The following is a 394-nucleotide window of genomic DNA, read 5'->3' on the forward strand; positions in this document are numbered from 1 at the left end:
TCTATGGATGAATCAATGTCAAATGATACTCGGAAGGTAGGGGAAGAAGCCGGGCAGATACCCGATCCTGTAGTGCACAACGTGGACAGAGTTATGGATGACCTGTATTTCAAGGACGGGAGTATCAGGGAACGCTTGCAGAGCATAGAGGAAACGCTAAAGCATATGCCCACTAAAGCCTATATACTTGGCGTCATCCTGACCGTGGGAGTTCCCGCAATAATCGGCATCGTGGCAATCATAGTGCGATTGTTTACGCATACGTCGCCGTCATGATCGCATCCCAACGGCCAAGGCTCAGGTATGATCAAGACAGCACAATATGGTGAAATCAACAGCGATATGGAGACCATACTGCCAATCGCCGCTTGGGTAAAAGTTAATCGGTGCCGAG

1 protein-coding gene is annotated in these 394 nt (G+C 49.2%); it reads left to right on the forward strand.

From position 1 onward, the window contains the following. Window positions 1–276, forward strand: a 276-nt coding sequence (locus OXG98_00630; protein MCY3770518.1) for a hypothetical protein, incomplete at its 5' end; no start/stop codon positions are given. Between the last annotated feature and the right edge of the window lie 118 nt (window positions 277–394).

The organism is Gemmatimonadota bacterium, assembly GCA_026706345.1.
In the GTDB taxonomy this organism is placed as follows: Bacteria; JAAXHH01; JAAXHH01; order JAAXHH01; family JAAXHH01; genus JAAXHH01.